The sequence below is a fragment of the Acidithiobacillus sp. TH-A36 genome, from assembly GCF_057473445.1.
Genome location: NZ_JBYCKP010000556.1, coordinates 1 through 3,515, shown reverse-complemented (window position 1 = coordinate 3,515; position 3,515 = coordinate 1). Strand labels below are relative to the sequence as shown.

Here is a 3,515-nt window from a genome sequence, read left to right as displayed (position 1 = left end):
GCCAAAGGCTCTGCAGGCATCATGAAGCAGTATTCGCCGGGTAAATTGCGTAATCCACTGCGGCGTAAGCCCGGCACCGAGCGTGGGGCTGGAGAGTTCGAGGAAATTTCCTGGGACGAAGCTATTAACACCCTGACCGAAAGATTGGCCCATATTCGCGCCACTGATCCAAATAAACTCGCCTATTTTACGGGACGAGACCAGATGCAGGCGCTCACCGGATTGTGGGCGCAGCAGTTTGGAACCCTGAACTGGTCGGCTCATGGCGGCTTCTGTTCGGTGAACATGGCTACGGCCGGATTGTATATGCTGGGTCACGCGTTCTGGGAATTTGGTGATCCGGATTGGGATCGTACCAAGTATTTCATGCTCTGGGGTGTGGCCGAAGATCACTCCTCTAACCCCCTGAAAATCGGCCTGGAAAAACTCAAGCGTCATGGTGGCAAGTTTGTCGGAATCAATCCTGCGCGTACGGGGTATCAGGCTATCGCTGACGAGTGGGTGCCCATCAAGCCTGGTACCGATGGCATGCTCGCTTTGTCCATGGTGCATGTTCTGCTTCAGAACGAACAGTTCGACTGGGATTTCCTGCTACGCTATACCAATGCCCCTTTCCTGGTCGTCAACACACCGGGCAAAGTGGGTGACGGTCTGATTCTGCGTGATGCCGAAGGATATCCCATAATTTGGGATATCCAGAAAGAATGCTTCGCCAATGGCATGGAAGCGGGCTCAGCCGGAGCCATGTTTGGAGAATATACGGCCCCCGACGGCAGGCCGGTGCGTACGGTCATGTCGATTCTGGCGGAACGTTATCTCAGCGACGAATTTTCTCCGGAAAATGCCAGTAAAATTACGGGCATTCCCGCCGAGACCATTGAACGGCTGGCGCTGGAAATGGCGCATGTGGCTTTCAAGGAAAGTATTGAAATCAATGTAGAGTGGACGGACTGGGCTGGACGCAAGCATGACAAGTTCATTGGCCGTCCGGTTTCCATGCACGCCATGCGCGGTATTTCGGCGCATTCCAATGGCATGCAGTCAGCTCGGGCCATTCACTTGCTGCAGGTACTGCTGGGTACGATTGATTGTCCCGGAGGCTTCAGGTCCAAGGCACCTTACCCCAAGCCCGTGCCGCCAGCAGTCAAACCCGCTCAGCACAGTGCGCCCAATACGCCACTCAAGTCTTCGCCGTTGGGTTTCCCCACCGCACCGGAAGATCTGGTTATTGATGAAAATGGTCAGCCCAAGCGCATTGATAAGGCCTATTCCTGGGAAGCACCTATTGCCAACCACGGCTTGATGCACATGGTGGTCACCAATGCGGTCAATAAGGACCCCTATGCTATTGATACCCTGATTTTCTTCATGGCCAACATGAGCTGGAACTCCACCATGAACACGGGCAATGTTCAGGATATGCTGAAATCCAAGGACGAGAATGGCGAATATAATATTCCCTTCCTCGTGGTGGTAGACGCCTTCCATTCGGAAATGGTCAATTTCGGCGATCTGATTCTGCCAGATACCACGTATCTGGAACGTTATGATGCCATCTCGCTGCTGGATCGCCCGATTTCCGAGCCGGATGCCATTTGTGATTCCATCCGTCACCCAATTCTCCAGCCCGACCGTAATGTGCGTCCCTGGCAGGAAGTCATGGTGGACATTGCTGGTCGTCTCAAATTTCCGGCCTTTACCAAGGAAAATGGAGAACCCCGTTTTTCGGGTTACAAAGATTTCATCATCAACTACGAACGTGCTCCTGGTATAGGTTTCCTGGCGGGCTGGCGTGGTGAAGATGGTGAAACCCACTTGCGTGGGGCACCAAACCCCAATCAATGGGATCGTTACATCGAAAACCAAGGATTTTTCAAGTATCACTTGCCGGAGTCCATGGCTTTTTATCGCTTTGCCAACAAGGAATACCTGGAGCTGTCCCAGCGTATTGGTTTCAATCCGACGGCTGATCCCATCATCATTGAACTGTATTCCGAGACCTTCCAGCGTTTCCGTCTGGCGGGCATGGGTTTATACGATGGTCCTCAGCCCAAGGATCCGGTGGATCGTGAGCGTTTGGCAACCTATTTTGATCCGCTGCCAGCTTTTTATGAGCCGCTGGAACAGCAGCGCGTGGACAAAAAAGAATACCCTTTCTTTGCCGTCAATCAGCGCCCCATGATGATGTACCACTCCTGGGACAGCCAGAACGCCTGGCTGCGTCAGATTATCGCCCAGAACTATATGTATATGAACCGCAAGCGCGGTGAGCAGATGGGGATTGTCGATAAAAGCTGGGTGTGGGTGGAAAGTCACAATGGTAAAATCCGGGTGCAGGTCAAGCTGATTGAAGGTTGTCAGGAAGATACCGTCTGGACCTGGAATGCCATTGGTAAACAATCTGGAGCCTGGGGCCTGAAGCCGGAAGCCGCTGAAGCAACACGCGGTTTCTTGATGAATCATCTGATTTCCGAACTGCTGCCAGCCAAGCAGGGGGAAAGACGTTTGACCAATTCAGATCCCATTACTGGCCAGGCGGCCTGGTACGATCTGATGGTCAAAATATATCCGGCGGCACCAGGAGAAGAAGGCACCTGGCCCGTATTCCCAACCATGAAGCCTTTACCTGGTGATACTCCAGCACCTGACGTGCTGCGCTACCATACCCACAAGCCCGTCAATCTGAAATCCTGACGTGCCAAGGAGACTATTATGAGACTCGGTTTAGTCATTGATCTGGACACCTGCGTGGGCTGCCATGCCTGCGCGGTGGCTTGCAAAGAATGGAATACCAGTGGCACCACAGCGCCGCTGACCGATTATGATCCCTACGGCGCCAAGCCATCCGGGGTCTGGTTCAACCGTATCCGGCATTTTGAAATAGGGGACTATCCCTACAACAAAACCGTCAATTTTCCCATGTCCTGTATGCATTGTGAAAACGCCGAATGTGTGACGGTTTGTCCCACCGGAGCTTCCTACAAGCGCGCCGAAGACGGCATTGTTCTGGTCGATCAGAACAAATGCATGGGTTGTAATTATTGTTCCTGGGCTTGTCCTTATGGCGCCCGCGAGCTGGATCGCGTCTCCGGAACCATGAAAAAATGCACCCTGTGTATTGACCGTATTTATGATATGAAAATTCCGGAAGAAGAAAGACAGCCTGCCTGCGTGCTGACTTGTCCGGCTCATGCCCGTATGTACGGCGATCTGGACGATCCGGAAAGTCCGGTTAGTCGTGCGGTGCGTGATCGCGGCGGCTATCAGCTGATGCCCGAACTGAATTACAACCCTACCAACCATTATTTGCCGCCCCGTGTTCATGCCCCGATCCCCACTGAAGAGCTGAAGAAAAAAGCAGTTCGTAAAGTGAAAGAATGGGTCAACCGCGTAGTTGAGCGTTAAGGAGATACCATGCATCCGGCACTCGCAGTTATTTTTCTGACGCTTTTTTCTGGCGGTGGTTTTGGCATTATGGCCTTGACGGCCATCATCAATGATTTTCAGATTGATGG

2 protein-coding genes are annotated in these 3,515 nt (G+C 52.7%); both read left to right on the top strand.

The annotated features are described in order from the left end of the window. The coding region (locus AC2VLY_RS14125; RefSeq protein ID WP_486922499.1) for a molybdopterin oxidoreductase family protein at window positions 1–2,694 on the top strand (2,694 nt) is incomplete at its 5' end. 18 nt (window positions 2,695–2,712) lie between these two features. Further along, a complete protein-coding gene (locus AC2VLY_RS14120; protein ID WP_486922498.1) occupies window positions 2,713–3,405 on the top strand; it encodes a 4Fe-4S dicluster domain-containing protein in 693 nt (230 codons plus the stop codon). Window positions 3,406–3,515 lie beyond the last annotated feature (110 nt).

What these genes read in the sequence shown, in the direction of transcription:
- AC2VLY_RS14120 (WP_486922498.1), top strand. Translation starts at nt 2,713, where the DNA reads ATGAGACTCGGTTTAGTCATTGATCTGGACACCTGCGTGGGCTGCCAT.